Annotated in this window: 12 protein-coding genes; 5 read left to right on the top strand and 7 right to left on the bottom strand. The window is 72.9% G+C overall.

Translation table 11 applies throughout. The features are described 5' to 3' along the window. Positions 1-67: 67 nt before the first annotated feature. Genes ACIG47_RS15015 through ACIG47_RS15000 form a run of 4 tightly spaced genes read right to left on the bottom strand, consistent with a single transcriptional unit; the run spans position 68 to position 6,941 of the window. The gene (locus ACIG47_RS15015; protein ID WP_397431732.1) at positions 68-1,039 is read right to left on the bottom strand and encodes a DUF4031 domain-containing protein; all 972 of its coding nucleotides are present in this window, start codon (positions 1,037-1,039) and stop codon (positions 68-70) included. A 46-nt stretch (positions 1,040-1,085) separates the two neighbouring features. Further along, on the bottom strand, positions 1,086-2,324 hold the full coding sequence (locus ACIG47_RS15010; RefSeq protein WP_397431731.1) for an acetate/propionate family kinase: 1,239 nt from the start codon (positions 2,322-2,324) through the stop codon (positions 1,086-1,088). After that, on the bottom strand, positions 2,321-4,420 hold the full coding sequence (pta, locus tag ACIG47_RS15005) for a phosphate acetyltransferase (RefSeq protein ID WP_397431729.1): 2,100 nt from the start codon (positions 4,418-4,420) through the stop codon (positions 2,321-2,323). Before pta ends, ACIG47_RS15010 begins: the two co-directional genes overlap by 4 nt. 34 nt (positions 4,421-4,454) lie before the next feature. Then, the gene (locus ACIG47_RS15000; protein ID WP_397431727.1) at positions 4,455-6,941 is read right to left on the bottom strand and encodes a phosphoketolase; all 2,487 of its coding nucleotides are present in this window, start codon (positions 6,939-6,941) and stop codon (positions 4,455-4,457) included. Between the two features lie 186 nt (positions 6,942-7,127). On the opposite strand from ACIG47_RS15000, the gene ACIG47_RS14995 reads away from it, so the two are divergent. Next, positions 7,128-8,030, top strand: coding sequence for an SURF1 family protein (locus ACIG47_RS14995; protein WP_397431726.1), 903 nt, complete (start codon positions 7,128-7,130; stop codon positions 8,028-8,030). Positions 8,031-8,042: 12 nt separating this feature from the next. Here ACIG47_RS14995 and ACIG47_RS14990 read toward each other — a convergent pair whose 3' ends face one another. Together ACIG47_RS14990 and ACIG47_RS14985 are read right to left on the bottom strand one after the other, a co-directional pair. Then, positions 8,043-9,209, bottom strand: coding sequence for a MalY/PatB family protein (locus ACIG47_RS14990; RefSeq protein WP_397431724.1), 1,167 nt, complete (start codon positions 9,207-9,209; stop codon positions 8,043-8,045). A gap of 49 nt (positions 9,210-9,258) precedes the next feature. Continuing rightward, on the bottom strand, positions 9,259-9,666 hold the full coding sequence (locus ACIG47_RS14985) for a DUF3817 domain-containing protein (RefSeq protein WP_397410382.1): 408 nt from the start codon (positions 9,664-9,666) through the stop codon (positions 9,259-9,261). Positions 9,667-9,759: 93 nt separating this feature from the next. On the opposite strand from ACIG47_RS14985, the gene ACIG47_RS14980 reads away from it, so the two are divergent. Further along, positions 9,760-11,613 carry an ABC transporter ATP-binding protein gene (locus ACIG47_RS14980; protein ID WP_397431722.1) on the top strand — a complete coding sequence of 618 codons (1,854 nt, stop codon included), beginning with the start codon at positions 9,760-9,762 and terminating at the stop codon, positions 11,611-11,613. Further along, positions 11,610-13,355 (top strand): ABC transporter ATP-binding protein, encoded by a 1,746-nt coding sequence (locus ACIG47_RS14975; RefSeq protein WP_397431720.1) that lies wholly within the window; start codon positions 11,610-11,612, stop codon positions 13,353-13,355. Before ACIG47_RS14980 ends, ACIG47_RS14975 begins: the two co-directional genes overlap by 4 nt. Before the next feature lie 59 nt (positions 13,356-13,414). Here ACIG47_RS14975 and ACIG47_RS14970 read toward each other — a convergent pair whose 3' ends face one another. Next, a complete protein-coding gene (locus ACIG47_RS14970) occupies positions 13,415-14,311 on the bottom strand; it encodes an IclR family transcriptional regulator (RefSeq protein WP_397431718.1) in 897 nt (298 codons plus the stop codon). A gap of 68 nt (positions 14,312-14,379) precedes the next feature. On the opposite strand from ACIG47_RS14970, the gene ACIG47_RS14965 reads away from it, so the two are divergent. Together ACIG47_RS14965 and ACIG47_RS14960 are read left to right on the top strand one after the other, a co-directional pair. Next, entirely contained in the window at positions 14,380-15,468 is a 1,089-nt protein-coding gene (locus ACIG47_RS14965) for a 2-dehydro-3-deoxygalactonokinase (RefSeq protein WP_397431716.1), read from the top strand. After that, positions 15,465-16,076, top strand: coding sequence for a 2-dehydro-3-deoxy-6-phosphogalactonate aldolase (locus ACIG47_RS14960; RefSeq protein ID WP_397431715.1), 612 nt, complete (start codon positions 15,465-15,467; stop codon positions 16,074-16,076). Before ACIG47_RS14965 ends, ACIG47_RS14960 begins: the two co-directional genes overlap by 4 nt. Positions 16,077-16,122 lie beyond the last annotated feature (46 nt).

Here is a 16,122-nt window from a genome sequence, read left to right as displayed (position 1 = left end):
CGGTCGGCACGATGTCAGGTGATCGGCCGCCCGAGGTGCCGATCACCTGACATCGTGCCGACCACCCTCAGGCGGCCAGCAGGGCCAGCTCGCTGCGCAGGTTGGCCGCGGCGGCGTCCTCCCAGCGGGCGGCGCCCGCGGCGGTGCGGAAGAGGCGGCCGTCCGCCAGGAGGGTGCTGAGCACCTGGGACCGGCCGGCGCGGAACAGCGGGTCGGGTACGTCGCAGTACTCCGCGCGGACCTGGTGGGTGTAGCGCGCGTAGACCGCGGGGCTGCCGCCCAGCACGGCCAGGTCGGCGTCGCTGACCAGGCCTCCGACGGCGTCGTCGGGCGCCGGGTCGTGGTCCGCCGTGACCATGACGAGCCGGGCGACCTCGTCGACGTCGTCGGCCGAGACACCGGTGCCCGCGAGCGGGCCGAGCAGCTCGGCCACCAGGTCCGCGGACCGTTCCTCGTCCTGCCGGGCGATTCCGCCCGCACCCCGTGAGGTGTCCTCGCTGCGCTGCGGTACCTCGCGGGGGCCCCGGCCTCCGTCGTGCACCGCGTCGTGGAACCACAGGGCGAGGCGGGCGCGCCAGAGGTCGCGCTCGGCGACGCCGTGGGCGGGCGCGATCTGGTCCAGGGCGTCGAGCGCCACGGCCAGGTGCAGGGTCGAGTGGTAGACACGGTGCGGCTCGCGCCAGCGGTCCACCAGGTTCTCGCCCGCCGCGCGGGCCAGGCTCGGGTCGGCCCACAGCCTGTCCCACCGGGTCAGGAGTGCCGCCCGCTTGGCGCGACCGCGCTCGGCGCCCGAGACCCGCAGGCCCGAGGATGCCAGCCGCCGGGCCAGGTCGCCGCCCTCGACGGGCACCGCACCGGCAGCGACCAGGTCGTCGTACCGCGCCGCCGGGACGTCGTAGTGGTCGAGGTCGAGGGCACGGTCCGGTACCTCGGCCGCCCGCGCGAAGAGGCGGAGCTCACGCAGCGACCCGTCCGAGACCAGGTGGGAGAACAGGGTCCCGTGGGCGGGCCAGGCGGGCGGGTCGATGTAGAGGGTCACGGGGCGAGGCTAACGCTGTTCGTCGCCCAGCCGATCAGCCGGGGCGTCAGTCCTCGACCAGCGCCGCCGCGAACCGCGCGATCGCCAGCTCCTCGTTGGTCGGCACCACCATCACCAGCGGCGCCTCCGCACCCGGTCCGGCCGAGATCACCCGCGCCTCGTCCGACGCCGACTCGTTGGCCGCGGGGTCGATCGTCAGCCCCAGGAACTTCAGGTCCCGCACCACCCCCGACCGGACGGTGTGGTCGTTCTCGCCCACGCCGGCGGTGAACGTGAGCACGTCGATCCCGCCGAGCACCGCCGCGTAGGCCCCCACGTACTTGCGCAGCCGGTGCAGGTAGACGTCGCGTGCCAGCCGCGCATCGAGGTCGCCGGCCGCCACGAGCCGGCGCAGCTCACGCATGTCGCTCACGCCGGACAGCCCGAGCACGCCCGACTTCTTGTTGAGCAGGGTGTCCACGTCGTCCCCGGACATGCCGCCACGTACGAGGTGGAAGACGACGCCCGGGTCGATGTCGCCCGAGCGGGTGCCCATGACCAGCCCTTCGAGCGGCGTGAGGCCCATCGAGGTGTCGAGCGGCCGGCCGCCCAGGATGGCCGACGCCGACGCTCCGTTGCCCAGGTGCAGCACCACCTGCCGCAGCGTCTCGGGTCCGCGCCCCTCGGCCGCCAGCTTGGCCGTCACCGCAGGGTGCGACGCCACCGCCGCCGACACGAACTGGTGCGACGTGCCGTGGAAGCCGTACCGCCGCACGCCGTGCTCGGCCGCGACCTTGCGGTCCAGCGCGTACGTCGAGGCGGCGGCCGGGAGCGACGCGAAGAACGCCGTGTCGAACACCGCGACGTGCGGCACGTGCAACAGCTCGCGCGCCACCTCGATCCCGGTCACGTTCGCGGGGTTGTGCAGCGGCGCCAGGGGGATCAGGTCGCGGATGCCGGCCACGACGTCGTCGTCCACCAGGGTGGGGGCGGAGAAGATCTCGCCGCCGTGCACCACCCGGTGGCCCACGGCGATGATCCCCGCGTCGGCCAGTGCTGGCCCCACCTCGTCGAACATGCCGGCGACCACCCGCAGTGCCTCGCCGTGGTCCGGCACCGCCAGGTCGCGCACGACCTTCTCGCCGCCCGTCTCGTGCTTGACCGTGCCCGACGACTGGCCGATCCGGTCCACGATGCCGCCTGCCACGGCCTCGCCCGAGTCGGGGTCGACGAGCTGGTACTTGAGCGACGAGGACCCGGAGTTGAGCACCAGGACGGTGCGCCGGTCGGGTGCGGAACTGCTCATGCGGTGGGCTCCTCGGACTGGGCCTGGATGGCGGTGATCGCCACGGTGTTCACGATGTCCTGCACCAGCGCCCCGCGCGACAGGTCGTTGACCGGCTTGTTCAGGCCCTGCAGCACCGGGCCGACGGCGACGGCGCCCGCCGAGCGCTGCACCGCCTTGTACGTGTTGTTGCCGGTGTTCAGGTCGGGGAAGACGAACACGGTGGCACGCCCGGCGACGTCGGACCCGGGCAGCTTGGACGCGGCGACCGATGCGTCCACGGCGGCGTCGTACTGGATGGGGCCCTCGACCTCCAGCTCGGGCGTGCGCTCGCGCACCAGGCCCGTGGCGGTGCGGACCTTGTCCACGTCGGCGCCCGTGCCCGACTCGCCCGTGGAGTAGGACAGCATCGCGATCCGCGGGTCCACGCCGAACTGGCGGGCGGTGGCCGCCGAGGAGATGGCGATGTCGGCGAGCTCCTGCGACGTCGGGTCCGGGATGACGGCGCAGTCGCCGTACACGAGCACGCGGTCCTCCAGGCACATGAAGAACACCGAGGAGACCGACGACGTACCCGGCCTGGTCTTGATGATCTCGAACGACGGCCGGATCGTGTGCGCCGTCGAGTGGGCCGCGCCGGAGACCATGCCGTCGGCGAGCCCGAGGTGCACCATCATCGTGCCGAAGTAGGAGACGTCGGTGACGATCTCGCGCGCCCGCTCGACCGTCATGCCCTTGTGGGCGCGCAGCCGGGCGTACTCCGCGGAGAACTTCTCGACGTGCTCGGGGTCGTGCGGCGACAGCACCCGCGCGGCCTCGATGTCCAGGCCGAGCTCGGCGGCGCGCGCCCGGATCGGCTCCTCGTCGCCGAGGATCGTCAGGTCCGCGATCTGCCGCGCCAGCACCGTGGAGGCCGCGCGCAGGATGCGGTCGTCGGAGCCCTCCGGGAGCACGATGTGCCGCCGGTCGGCACGGGCCCGCTCGATGAGCTGGTACTCGAACATGAGCGGCGTGACCACCTGCGGCCGCGGCAGGTCGAGGCGGGCGGCCAGCGCGGTGGAGTCGACGTTCCGCTCGAACAGCGCCCGGGCGGTCTCCACCTTGCGCACCGACTCCTTGTCCACCCTGCCGCGCGTCGTCGCGGCGGCCCGGGCCGTCCGGTAGGTCCCCAGGTCGGTGGTGATGATCGGCAGCTTGGGACGCATCGCCTCCAGGAGCTGCGCCGGGCGGCCCTCCGGGTAGAACCCGCCGTTCAGCACGATCCCCGCCAGGGACGGGAACGACGGCGTCATGTGCGTCGCGAGCAGTCCGATCAGCAGGTCCGTGCGGTCGCCCGGCGTGATGACGACCGCGCCGTCGATCAGCCGCTCCAGCAGGTGCTCGAAGCTCATGGCCCCCACCTGCACGTCGAGCGCCTCGCGGCCCAGCAGCTCCGGGTCGCCCAGGACGAGCTTGCCGTCCACCGCCTCCAGGAGCTGGCCCACCGTCGGGGCCTGCAGGAACGGCTCCTCGGGGATGGTCCACACCGGAAGGTCCGGCTGCGCCTCGGCGAGCACGGCCCGCACCTCCCGCGCGCTGTGCGTGTCCGCGCGGTTGACCACCAGGCCGACCGCCTGGGCATGGTGCGCGGCCAGCTCGGCCAGGCTCACGTCCACCAGCGCCCGCACGCCGTCCGGGGTGCGCTCGCGGCCCGCGACGACCAGCAGCACCGGGGCACCCAGGTTCGCGGCGATGCGCGCGTTGAACGACAGCTCGGTGGGCCCGGCGACGTCGGTGTAGTCGGTGCCGAGCACCACCACCGAGTCGCAGCGCGCCGCCAGGTCGTGGTACCGGGACACGATGCGGCTCAGCGCCGCCTCGGGGTCGGTGTGCAGGTCGGCGTAGGTCACGCCGACGGCGTCGTCGTAGGGGATGTCGACGCCGTCGTGCTCCAGGAGGAGCTCCAGGACGTGGTCCCGCTCGTCCTCCCGGTCGGAGGTCGCGCGCGAGACGGGCCGGTAGACCCCGACCCGCTGGCCCTTGCGGACCAGCAGGTCGAGCACGCCCAGTGCGACCGTCGACTTTCCGCTCTCGCCCTCCGGGCTCGCGATGACGATGCTGCGGGTTGCGCCGGTCACGTGCTGCTCCGTGTTCACTTCGTGGGATTTTCTGCTACTCGTTGTCTCCACCGGTGCCGAGCGTAGCGTCTACCTGCCCGTTGTCGGACTGGTCCTGCGCGTCCGGCCACACCCAGTCGCGCACCTCCGGGATGTCGTCGCCGTGCTCGCGGGTCCACGCACGCGCACGAAGCCGCGCGTCCTGCATGCGCTGGCGCAGACCGGCGTGGGCGCTGCCGAGCGACGGCACACGGTCGATGACATCGATCACCAGGTGGTACCGGTCCAGGTCGTTGAGCATGACCATGTCGAACGGCGTGGTCGTGGTGCCCTCCTCCTTGTAGCCGCGCACGTGGATGTTGGGGTGGCCCGTGCGGCGGTACGTGAGGCGGTGGATGAGCCACGGATAGCCGTGGTACGCGAAGATGATCGGCCGGTCGGTGGTGAACAGGCCGTCGAACTCCGAGTCGGTCAGCCCGTGCGGGTGCTCCTTGGCGTCCTGCAGCCGCATGAGGTCCACGACGTTGACCACGCGCACCTTGAGGTCCGGCAGCTCGCGGCGCAGGATGTCGGCCGCGGCGAGCACCTCCAGCGTGGGCACGTCGCCCGCGCAGCCGAGGACGACGTCGGGCTTCTCGCCCTCGACCTCGCTGCCCGCCCACTCCCAGATGCCGAGCCCGCGCGTGCAGTGCTCGATCGCGGTGGGCATGTCCAGGAAGTTGGGCGCGGGCTGCTTGCCCGCCACCACCACGTTGACGTACTGCCGGCTGCGCAGGCAGTGGTCGTAGGTGGACAGCAGCGTGTTGGCGTCCGGCGGGAGATAGACCCGCACGATCTCCGCCTTCTTGTTCACGACGTGGTCGATGAACCCGGGGTCCTGGTGGCTGAACCCGTTGTGGTCCTGCCGCCACACGTGGCTCGACAGCAGGTAGTTCAGCGAGGCGACGGGCCGCCGCCACGGGATGTCGTTGGTGACCTTGAGCCACTTGGCGTGCTGGTTGAACATCGAGTCGACGATGTGGATGAACGCCTCGTAGCTGGTCAGCAGCCCGTGCCGGCCGGTCAGCAGGTAGCCCTCCAGCCAGCCCTGCACCTGGTGCTCGCTCAGCATCTCCATGACGCGGCCCGCGCGGGCCATGTGCTCGTCCACCTCGGGGCCGATGTACTCGGCGTTCCACTGCTTGTCCGTCACGTCGTACACGGCCTGGAGCCGGTTCGACGCCGTCTCGTCCGGGCCGAAGATCCGGAAGTTGTCCGGGTTGAGCCGGATGACGTCGGTGAGCCACTGGCCCAGCACGCGCGGCGCCTCGGCCTTCGACCCGCCGGGCGTCGGCACGTCCACGGCGTAGTCGCGGAAGTCCGGCAGCCGGAGGTCCTTGAGCAGCAGGCCGCCGTTCGCGTGCGGGTTGGCGCTCATCCGCAGGATGCCCTCGGGCGCCAGCGCACCGATCTCGGGCAGCACGCGGCCGTCGTCGTCGAACAGCTCCTCGGGCCGGTAGGACCGCAGCCAGGTCTCCAGCACCTGGAGGTGCTCCGGGGTGTCCCGGGCGTTCGCGAGCGGCACCTGGTGCGCGCGCCAGGAGCCCGTCGTCTTCTTGCCGTCGATCTCCGCCGGGCCGCTCCAGCCCTTGGGGGTGCGGAACACGATCATCGGCCAGGTGGGGCGGCTGACGTCGCCCTGCCGCGCGCGTTCCTTGATCGCGGCGATCTCGTCGAGCACCTCGTCGAGCAGGGTCGCGAACCGGCGGTGCACGTCGAGCGGCGACTCCTCCTGGTCGTAACCGCCGTCGAAGAAGTAGGGCTTGTGCCCGTAGCCGACCATGAGGTCGTGCAGCTCCTCCTGCGGGATGCGCGCCAGGACCGTCGGGTTGGCGATCTTGTAGCCGTTGAGGTGCAGGATCGGCAGCACGACGCCGTCCTGCGCGGGGTTGAGGAACTTGTTCGAGTGCCAGGAGGTGGCCAGCGGGCCCGTCTCGGCCTCGCCGTCGCCCACCACCGCCGCGACCAGGAGGTCCGGGTTGTCGAAGGCCGCACCGTACGCGTGGCTCAGGGCGTAGCCGAGCTCGCCGCCCTCGTGGATCGACCCCGGCGTCTCGGGCGCGACGTGGCTGGGGATGCCGCCCGGGAACGAGAACTGCCGGAACAGGCGTCGGACGCCCTCCGTGTCCTGCGTGATGTCGCTGTAGACCTCGGAGTAGGTGCCGTCCAGGTAGGCCGAGGCCACCAGGCCCGGTCCGCCGTGCCCGGGACCCGTGACGTAGACGGTCTGCTGCTGCCGCTCCTTGATGGCGCGGTTCAGGTGCGCGTACAGGAAGTTCAGGCCCGGCGTGGTGCCCCAGTGGCCGAGCAGGCGCGGCTTGACGTGGTCCGCCGTCAGGGGTTCGCGCAGCAGTGGGTTGTCGAGAAGGTAGATCTGGCCGACCGAGAGATAGTTCGCCGCCCGCCACCAGGCGTCGAGGCGGTTCAGCTCGGCGGGCTCCAGCTCGTGGACACCGGTGGCGCGCCATCCGGTGGCCGTGTCGGGGGCTGCGGTGGTCGTCATCGCTCACGCTCCTACCTACGAGGTGCCTGGGATCTGTACCAGGTGGCTGCCTGTTCAGCGCCTGCCTGTTCATTCGAACGCAGAATGGGCCCACATGCGAGAGGGGCGCCGTGTGACGCTTCAGACGGAGAGGTCAGGGGGCCGATCTGTACCTGGTACGTGCCGGCGGCGGTTACCGTTGAGGGTATGCCTGTCAGTGCCCCCAGCACACCCGAGCCGAGGGTGATCGACGCCGACGTGGTCGCCGAGCGCCGCACCTTCCTCCAGGTGGCCCGGCAGCCCCGCATGATCGGGCTGCTGCTCGTCTTCGTGCTGGCCGCGCTGGTCTGCGGACGGCTGGGTGCCTGGCAGCTCGACCGCGCGTACGAGCGTGCCGAGCTCGCCGCGCAGCAGGAGGCGGCCGAGGCCGTCGCCGCCGGGCCGGCCTGGCTCGGCGACGTGCTGGCCCCCCAGGAGAGCTTCTCGGGCGAGCTCGTGGGACGCGAGGTGCGGGTGGCGGGCGAGTTCGAACCGGACGGTTCGCTGCTGGTTCCCGGCCGCGCCCTGGAGGGCCGCACGGGCTACCTCGTGCTGACCCCGTTCCGGGTGACCGACGACGGGACCGGCGGAGCGTCCTGGGCCGACCTGTCCGGCGCCCCGGTGCTCGCCGTGGTCCAGGGCTGGGTCGAGACGCCCGCCGACGCCGCGGCCCTCGTCCTGCCCGAGGGCGAGACCACGCTGACGGGCTGGCTGCAGATGGGCGAGTCGACGGCGGGCAGCGCCGCCGTGGTGGACGGCCGGACCGAGCACATCGCCCTCAGCGCGCTCGTCAACGAGTGGGGCGGGCCCATCTACACGGGCTACCTCGTCGCGACCGAGGGCCCCGGCTCGCCGCAGGACGGGGGCGTCGCCGCGCTCCCGCGCCCGACCATCGACGGCGGCTCGGGCGCGAACCTGCAGAACATCTTCTACGCCCTGCAGTGGTGGCTGTTCGGCGGGTTCGCCGTGCTGCTGTGGATCCGGCTGGTGCGCGACGAGATGGCGGGCGGACGCCGCGGCGGCGAGCCCACCGACGCCGGCACGGGCATCGCGGGGCTGCCGGCGGCGTGACCGCCCGGAGCGTCAGCGGTCCAGCACCGCCCGCATGCGGGTGGCGGCCTCCTCGAGGAGCGGTCGCGGGAGCCCGGCGTTGAACCGCACGAAGCCGCGGCCCGCCGCGCCGCAGTCCGCGCCGTCGACCAGCGTGACGCCGGCCTGCTCCCGGAAGAACGTCGCGGCGCTGCCCGGCCCGCCCGGCAGGTCGAGGTCGCGGCAGTCCAGCCAGGCCAGGTAGGTGCCCTCGGGCGCCCGGTAGCCGATCCCCGACCCCTCGAGCAGCTCGCCCAGCCGGGTCACGTTGCCCTGCACGTAGGCGACCACGTCGTCCAGCCAGTCGCGGCCCTCGGTGTAGGCGACCTGGTTGGCCAGCATGCCCAGCGTGGACGCGCCCTCCTCGATGCGCTCGCCCACCTCGTCCCACAGCTTCACGTCCGCGTCGTTCGACAGCACGACCTGGGCGCACTTGAGGCCGGGCAGGTTCCACGCCTTGGACGCGGAGGTGGCCGTGAGGGTGTGGCCCGCCGTCGTCTCGTCGAGCGACGCGTACGGCACGTGCCGGCGGCCCGGACGGACCAGCGGGGCGTGGATCTCGTCGGAGAACACCCGGCCGCCGTGGCGGTCGACGACCTCGGCGACGGCCAGCATCTCCGCGGGCTCCAGGACCCGGCCGATCGGGTTGTGCGGGTTGCACAGGATCAGCAGGTGCCCGCCCGCGGCGAACGCCGCGTCCAGCGCGTCCAGGTCGTAGGTGTAGCGGCCCGCGGCGTCGCGCGCCATCGGCACCTGGATGATCTCCCGGCCCAGCTCGCGCGGCAGGGTGTGGAACGGCATGTACGACGGCGTCGGCACGATGACCGGCGACCCCGGCCGCGAGAAGTGCCGGATGGTGTGCTCCAGCGCCGTCAGCACGTCGGACGCGGGGTGCACCCGGGCCGGGTCCACCACCCACGAGTAACGGTCGGCCGCGAAGGACGCGTACGCCTCGCGCACGCCGGTGACGAGGGCCGGGGGGAGATAGCCCAGCAGGCCGCGGTCCACGGCGTCGTGCAGCGCGGCGCTGATCGGGGGAGCGACCGGGAAGTCCGCCTCGGCGACCCAGGCCCCGATGGTGCCGGGAAAGGCGGTCCACTTGAGGCTGCCGTTCTCGCGGAGCCGGTCTGCGGTGATGGAGTCGAAGGCGTGCGCGTTCACGCTCGCATTGAACCAGGGGACCGCGGCGCGCCGCGGGGGTGCCCGGCCCTCAGGACAGGTAGCGCGCCTCGAGCGCGGCGAGCTTCGCCTCGGCCTCGCCGTGGATCTTCTTCTCCAGCACGAACGACATCACGGGGACGACGCCGGCGATCACCATCGTCACCAGGCGACCGAAGCCCCAGCGCATCTTCGACCACAGGTCGGCGACCGTGACCAGGTACACCACGTAGATCCAGCCGTGCGCGAAGGGCACCCAGGCGATGAACGGCATGACGCCGTCGACGTCGGTCACCGCGCCCAGGCCGTACTTGATGCCCAGCTCGACGCAGAGGATCAGGAGCATGACACCGGTGACCAGCGCCATGAAGCGGTAGCGGGACATGGCGCCGCGGGCCTTGCGGATCGCGGTGGCGGCCGCCTCGGCGGAGATCTCGGGAGCGGTCTGCGGGGTACTCACAGCAATCGAGGATATGCCTTTTCCGGAGCGGTCCGGGACCGTCCCCGGCCGTTCCCGGACCGCGCGGCAGGGCTGTGGATAAAGCGTGGATCAATGTCAGTGGTCGTCCGTACGGTGTTGGTCGTGCGCTCCCTCCCCTTTGCTGATCCCGGCACCCCGCCGCTGCGCGGGCCGATCACCCTGCTCCTGTGGCTCGCGCGCAAGCAGGCGCGGGTGCTGCTCGTCGCTGTGTTCTTCGGCGTGCTCTCGTTCACGTGCAGCGCGTTCCAGCCGTTCCTGCTGGGCCGGATCATCGACAGCGCCACCGGCTCGGGGCTGAGCCGGACCACCTGGACGTGGGCGGCCGTCATGCTCGGCGTCGGTCTCGTCTGGATCGCGTCCAACGCCATCGGGCACCGGTGGGACATCACGGCCTGGATGCACGCCGCCTTCCGCACGTCACAGCTCGTGACCCGCACCGTCGCACGGTCGGGCCACAACATCACCAAGGAGCTGCCGACCGGTGAGGTGGTCTCGTCGGTCGCCAACGACACCATGCGGATCGGCGAGGTGTTCGCCATCGCCGCCCAGACCCTGGGCAGCCTCGCCACCTACGGCATCGTGGTGGTGCTGATGCTCACCCAGTCGCTCACGCTGGGCCTCGTCATCGCGCTCGGCCTGCCGGTGGTCGCGGCCATCCTTGCGCTGCTGGTCAAGCCGCTGCAGAAGCACCAGAAGAACCAGCGCGACGCCCAGGGGCGGCTCACCACGCTCGGCGCGGACACCGTCTCCGGCCTGCGCATCCTGCGCGGCATCGGGGGCGAGAAGGTGTTCACCGGCCGGTACCGCGTGCAGTCGCAGAAGGTCCGGCAGGCGGGCGTCGACGTCGCGGGCACGCAGTCGATCCTCGACGCCCTCCAGATCCTGCTGCCGGGGCTCTTCATCGCCCTCGTGGTGTACCTCGGAGCGGCCGAGGCCATCGCGGGGCGGATCACCACGGGCCAGCTCGTCGCGTTCTACGGGTACGCGTCGTTCCTGTCCTGGCCGGTGCACCTGCTCGTGCAGTCCGTCAACGTCGTCACCAAGGCGCACGTCGCGGCGGGCAAGGTGGTCAAGGTGCTGCAGGTGGTCCCGGCCACCGGTGCCGCCGGCCCGACGGCCGACATGCCGCCGGCCGGGGTCCCCCTGGTGGACGACACGACCGGTGTGACCCTCGAACCGGGCCGGGTCGTGGCGCTCGTCAGCGCCGACCCGGACGAGTCCGCGCGGGTCGCCGTCCGGATGGGCCGGTTCGACGACGAGGCGGAGGCCGAGACCCCCGTGACGCTCGGCGGGGTCCGGCTGGGCGACCTCGACAAGCACGCGCTGCGGGAACGGATCGTGGTGGCGGACGCGACCCCGGCGCTGTTCTCCGGCCGCCTCGCGGGTGAGCTCGACGTGCGCGACGGCGCCGACCGGGAGTCGCTGCTGCGCGCCCTGCACATCGCCGATGCGCACGACGTGCTGGACTCGCTGCCCGACGGCATCGAGGGCGAGATCCCGGAGAAGGGGCGCTCGCTGTCGGGCGGCCAGCGGCAACGGGTGGCCCTGGCGCGGGCGTTGCTCACCGACCCGGAGATCCTGGTGCTCGTCGAGCCCACCTCCGCGGTCGACGCCCACACCGAGGCGCGCATCGCCCAGCGCCTCACCGGCTGGCGCCGCGGCCGCACCACGCTGATCGTCACGGCCAGCCCGCTCGTGCTCGATCACGTGGACGAGGTGATCTTCCTCGACGCCGGCCGCGTCGCCACGCGCGGGACGCACCGCGAGCTGCTCGACCTGCCGACGAACGCTCCCGGTGGACGCGAGGCCGCCCGCTACCGGCGGGTGGTGGGCCGCTCGCTGGCGGAGGACGACGAGGGCACGGCTCTGGACCAGGAGCTCGACGAGCTGCTGGGCGTGAACGCACAGGAAGGAGGCACGGCATGAGCACGGGAAAGATCCTGCCGATCGCCGACGCCACCGAGACCTGGCAGTACACGCGCCAGCTCCTCGGCCGGCACAAGGGACCGCTGGTGATCATCACCGTGGCGAACACGGTGGCCGCCATGGCCGGGCTGGTCGGCCCGTTCGTGCTGGGCAAGCTCGTCGACGCCGTGACCAGGGGTGCCACGCTCGAGGTGGCGCGGAACCTGGTGCTGGTCGCGGTCGGCGCGATCGTGGTGCAGGCCCTGATCACCCGGTTCGCGCAGCGCCGGGCCATGGTGTTCGGCGAGACCGTGTTCGCCGACATGCGCGAGGAGTTCGTCGAGACGGTCACCTCCCTGCCGCTGTCCACGGTGGAGACGGCAGGCACCGGCGACCTCATCGCCCGCACCACCCGCGACGTCAGCCGGATCCAGAACGCGGTGCGCTTCGGCGTGCCCCGCCTGGTGATCGCCGTGGTCACGCTCGTGCTGACGTCCGTGGTCAGCCTGTTCGTGTCGCCGCTGGTGGCGCTGGGCATGTTCGTCGGCGTGCCGGTGCTCGTCGCCGTCGCCCGCTGGTACCTGAAGCGGGCCACGCCCGCCTACCAGCGGGAGTCCGCGGCCTACGCCCGGCTCGACGGCACCGTCACCGAGTCCGTCGAGGGGGCGCGCACCATCGACGCGCTGCGCATCGGCCGGCGACGCACGGCACGTGGCGACGACGACCTCCACGAGGCGTTCCAGGCCGAGCGCGGCACGCTCAACCTGCGCACGGTCCTGTTCCCCGGTGTGGACTTCGCGTTCATGATCGCGCCCGTCTCGGTCCTCGTGTGGGGCGGGTTCCTCGCGTCCGAGGGCACGGTGACCATCGGCATGGTCGCGACCATCGTGATGTACACCTACCAGCTCCAGGGGCCGGTCTGGGAGCTCATCTTCTGGCTGGACGAGATCCAGGTGGCGGCCACGTCGCTGTCCCGCATCATCGGGGTGCGGCTCGTGCCGACGGACCGCAGCGCCGGGACCGCGGTGCCCGTCGACGAGCAGGTCCGCGGCCAGGGTGTGCGCTACGCGTACCGCGAGGGCACCGACGTGCTGCACGGCATCGACCTCGACCTGCGGGTGGGGGAGCGGCTGGCGGTCGTCGGACCGTCGGGTTCCGGCAAGTCCACCCTGGGCCGCATGCTGGCCGGCATCCACCCGCCCACCGGCGGCACGGTGCGGGTCGGCGGCGTCCCGCTCGTGGACCTGCCCCTGGAGGACCTGCGCAAGCACGTGGCGCTCGTGACCCAGGAGCACCACGTGTTCGTGGGGTCGCTGGCGGAGAACCTGCGCCTGGCCAAGATCGACGCCGACGACGAGGAGCTGATGGACGCGCTGCGCGCCGTCGACGCGCACGGCTGGGTGGAGGCGCTCGACGAGGGTCTCGCCACCGAGGTCGGGTCGGGCGGCCACAAGCTCACCCCGGCACAGGCGCAGCAGATCGCCCTCGCCCGGCTCGTGCTGCTCGACCCGCACACGCTCGTGCTCGACGAGGCGACGTCGCTGCTCGACCCGCGCGCGGCCCGGCACCTGGAGCGCTCGCTCAACGCGGTGCTCGAGGGGCGCACCGTCGTGGCCATCGCGCACCGGCTCCACACGGCGCACGACGCCGACCGCGTCGCGGTGCTCGACGGGGGCCGGATCACCGAGATCGGCCCGCACGACGAGCTGGTCGCGGCGGGCGGCGACTACGCGAGCCTCTGGCACAGCTGGCAGCACGAGTAGCCCGTTGAGTGCGGGATGTTCGCCCTCTTGAACGCTTGAGGAGGGCGAACATCCCGCACTCAACGCGGTTGCTCGGGGTGCCGGCCCAGGGCCGACGAGATGCGGGACGCCGCGTCGCGCACGATCGGGGCCAGGGTCTCCAGGCGTTCCGGCGGCATGTAGGGGCGGGTCGCCGCCACGCTGATCGCGGCGACGATCGAGCCGGAGATGTCCCGCACAGGTGCCGCGACGCAGAGGATGCCCGGCTCGTTCTCCTCCAGGTCGAACGCGACCCCTCGGGCCGCCGAAGCCTCCATGACCTGCACGAATGCCTCGGGAGTCAGGACGTCGCGCGCCGGTTCGTCCCCCGCGCCGGCCGGCCGCTCGGCGACGAACTGGTCGTGCCAGCGCGCGGGGCCGTCCAGGAGCAGGGCCTTGCCGATGCCTGTTCGGGTCAACGGCATCCGGTGCCCGATCTGCGAACGCATCACCGCGCCGCGCGTGCCCGGGATCTTGTCGAGGTACAGCACCTGCCCGCGGTCCTCGATGGCGAGGTGGACGGTGTCGTGCACCCGCTCGGCCAGGGTGCGCAGCACCGGCGCGGCCACCTCCGTGACGGGGTTCTCCTGGAGCGCCTGGTAGCCCAGCTCGATGAGGGCCGGACCGAGCGCGTACGCGCCGTCGTCGTGCTGGCGGAGGTAGCCGGTGGCCAGCAGGAGCTGGAGCAGGCGGTGCGTGGTGCTCCGCCCGACCCCGGTGGCCTCGGCGATGTCGCGCAGCCGGCTGCGGCCCCGCGCCACGGCGTTCACGACGGCGATACCTCGGGCGAGCGTCTGCGTGCCCGGGGGAGGCACGACGTCGTCGGCGCGCCCCGGGACGGCGGTGCCTGCGGGAACGGTGCCGCGCCCGGCAGTCCCGGCGGTCCCGGCGGCCCCGGCGTCTCCGGGCGGCTCGTGGCGCTGTGGCGTCGCGGTCATGCGGCACACCGTATCCCGATAATAGGGAAACGGTTCCATCAATCGGTCCACCCGCTTACCGTCCAGGCATGGCTGACGACGCAGGGGAGCCCGACGCCGCGCTCATCGCCCTCGACTGGGGCACCACCACGTTCCGTGCGTGGCTCCTGGACAGTGCGGGCACGGTCCTCGACCGCGTCCGGTCCGACGACGGTGTGCTGACCGTCTCGGAGCGCGCGGGTACCGCGGCGGCCCGGGCGGTCGCGTTCGCCGACGTCTTCGGCAGGCAGTGCCGTCCCTGGCTCGCGGGGCACCCGGGTGTGCCGGTGCTGTGCGCGGGGATGGCGGGCTCGAACCACGGCTGGGCAGAGGCCGGATACCTCGACGTCCCGGCGGAGCTCGGTGAGCTCGCGGGGCTGCTGACGGTGGTACCGGCCGGCGAGTCGGTCGTGCACATCGTCCCCGGGCTGCGGGCGACCGGCGCCGACCCCGACGTCATGCGCGGTGAGGAGGTGCAGCTCGTGGGCGCCCTCAGCGGGCAGGACGGGCCGGCCACCGTGCTGCTGCCCGGCACGCACTCGAAGTGGGTGCGGCTCGACGGCGCCCGCGTCACCGGGTTCACCACCGCGATGACCGGCGAGCTCTACGGGCTGCTGCTGCGGGACAGCATCCTGGCGCGGTTGGCCACCGGCGCGCCGGGGCCAGAGGTGACCGAGGCCTTCCTGCGCGGGCTGGAGACCGAGTCCGCGCTCGGCGACGAGCGCGGACTACCCGCTCTGCTGTTCACGGCCCGCACGCACGTGCTCGCCGGGCTGCTCGAACCCGGGCACGTCGCCGACTACGTCTCCGGCCTGCTCATCGGCACCGAGGTGCGGCACGGGCTGCGCACGACGCCGGACGGCGTGGTCGCCCTGTGCGGGCCGCCGTCGACCACCGACCGTTATCGCGCCGCGCTCGAACGGTGCGGTGCGTCCGTCCGGGTCGTGCCGGAGGGCGCCGCCGTCCGCGGGCTGTGGCGGGTGGCCGCCGACGCGGGGCTGGTGCCCGCCCGGTCCGCGCCGGTCACGTCGCCGCCGGCTGCCCCCTCGCCCGCCGCGCCTTCCGCAGCCGTCCCGCCGGCCACACGTGCGCCGTCGCCCACACCCGCCCCGCCCGCCACCGAGGAGCCCTCCCCATGACCTATCCCTCCGCCGGACTGGTGGCCATCCTGCGCGGCGTGACCCCCGCGGAGGCGGTCGACATCGCCGAGGCGGTGTTCGAGGCCGGGTTCGACGCCGTCGAGGTGCCGTACAACTCGCCGGACCCGCTGGAGTCGATCCGCCGCATCCGTGCCGCCGGGCCGTCCGACCGCCGCGTCGGCGCGGGCACCGTGCTCACGCCGGACGACGTCCGCCGGGCCGCCGACGCCGGGGCGTCCCTGATCGTCTCGCCGAACACACGGGCCGACGTCGTCGCCGAGACGGTGCGGCTCGGCCTGGAGAGCTATCCCGGTGCCGCGACCCCCACCGAGGCGTTCGTCGCGCTCGACGCCGGCGCGCGCGCCGTCAAGCTCTTCCCGGGCTCGACGATCGGCGTGAGCGGGATGCGCGCGTGGGCGAGCGTGCTGCCCCCGGGCACGGGTCTCGTGCCCGTGGGCGGCGTCGACGCGGGGAACCTCGCCGAGTGGGCCCGCGCCGGCGCGGCGGGCGCCGGGATCGGCACGGCTCTCTACCGCCCGGGCGACACCCCGGACACCGTGGCCCACCGCGCCGCGACCCTGACCGCCCTCTGGCCGGGACCCCGGTGACGCCCCGAGATCCGGTGCCGGCGGAGGAGCCCACCGACGGGCGGCC

The sequence above is a fragment of the Promicromonospora sp. NPDC052451 genome (assembly GCF_044547525.1).
In the GTDB taxonomy this organism is placed as follows: domain Bacteria; phylum Actinomycetota; class Actinomycetes; order Actinomycetales; family Cellulomonadaceae; genus Promicromonospora.
This window is presented reverse-complemented; position numbering and strand designations above follow the sequence as displayed.

Coding starts and splice junctions, on each gene's coding strand:
- ACIG47_RS14960 (WP_397431715.1), top strand. CDS start 15,465: ATGACCTATCCCTCCGCCGGACTGGTGGCCATCCTGCGCGGCGTGACC.
- ACIG47_RS14965 (WP_397431716.1), top strand. CDS start 14,380: ATGGCTGACGACGCAGGGGAGCCCGACGCCGCGCTCATCGCCCTCGAC.
- ACIG47_RS14980 (WP_397431722.1), top strand. CDS start 9,760: ATGTCAGTGGTCGTCCGTACGGTGTTGGTCGTGCGCTCCCTCCCCTTT.
- ACIG47_RS15010 (WP_397431731.1), bottom strand. CDS start 2,324: ATGAGCAGTTCCGCACCCGACCGGCGCACCGTCCTGGTGCTCAACTCC.
- ACIG47_RS14995 (WP_397431726.1), top strand. CDS start 7,128: ATGCCTGTCAGTGCCCCCAGCACACCCGAGCCGAGGGTGATCGACGCC.
- ACIG47_RS14975 (WP_397431720.1), top strand. CDS start 11,610: ATGAGCACGGGAAAGATCCTGCCGATCGCCGACGCCACCGAGACCTGG.
- ACIG47_RS15000 (WP_397431727.1), bottom strand. CDS start 6,941: ATGACGACCACCGCAGCCCCCGACACGGCCACCGGATGGCGCGCCACC.
- ACIG47_RS14970 (WP_397431718.1), bottom strand. CDS start 14,311: ATGACCGCGACGCCACAGCGCCACGAGCCGCCCGGAGACGCCGGGGCC.